We start from the raw sequence: 708 nt of genomic DNA, 5'->3' as shown, positions 1-708 counted from the left end.
CTCGCCCAATATAAGAATCGATTCTGCGCTTTTTTTATGTCTCATGACAATAAACGTTTGATCATAAGAGTAATATCTGCATCATTCATCCAAATGCCATCCATTTTCTTCCGATCGTAACGCTCTAAATTAAGGTGCATTCCTGCTAAAGTCGTAATCATTCCAGAAGTTCCCAAAAGATGAAACTTCGAGCCCTAAGCTAGATCTCCCAATTTATAATGATCTGAAAAATTATTTAAAAAACCCCGCACATAGCTTTTCATCTTTTCAAAATCATCTAGACTAATATCACTACCTCCAAAACGTTCAGCAAGGTGACAACACCAACAGAAAGCGAAGTCCAAGCTGTAATCTGTTTAGCTAAACGCAAAGAACGCTTTTGAGAAATATCAAGAAGCACAATTTCCGATGACTATCCTCTAATATCAAAAAAGACAATTGCATCAGTATTTCGCTCAACTAGTGTACCATATTCCTGAAACAGCAAAGCGCACTTCTGTTTTCCGATAAACAATTTCCAATTTAAGGTCAGTCGCATCCAAAACGCGTTGAATAAAATGTCTCCCATTTTTTGCCGAACGTCAAGCTTCTTTGCAACCAAACGATAACGCTTAATACGCCTTTATTTTAGCTTTAAATGACAAATCTTTAATGCTTCAATCGCGCGGTCCATAGCTTATGTATTAAGGAAAGCCGTTATTTACTAAA

Annotated in this window: 1 pseudogene; it reads right to left on the bottom strand. The window is 36.7% G+C overall.

From position 1 onward, the window contains the following. Window positions 1-44 precede the first annotated feature (44 nt). Window positions 45-708, bottom strand: a pseudogene (locus ACFIK8_RS11475) (Ppx/GppA phosphatase family protein); the annotation flags it as partial.

The sequence above is a fragment of the Bartonella sp. MR168JLCBS genome (genome assembly GCF_042194175.1).
This window is presented reverse-complemented; position numbering and strand designations above follow the sequence as displayed.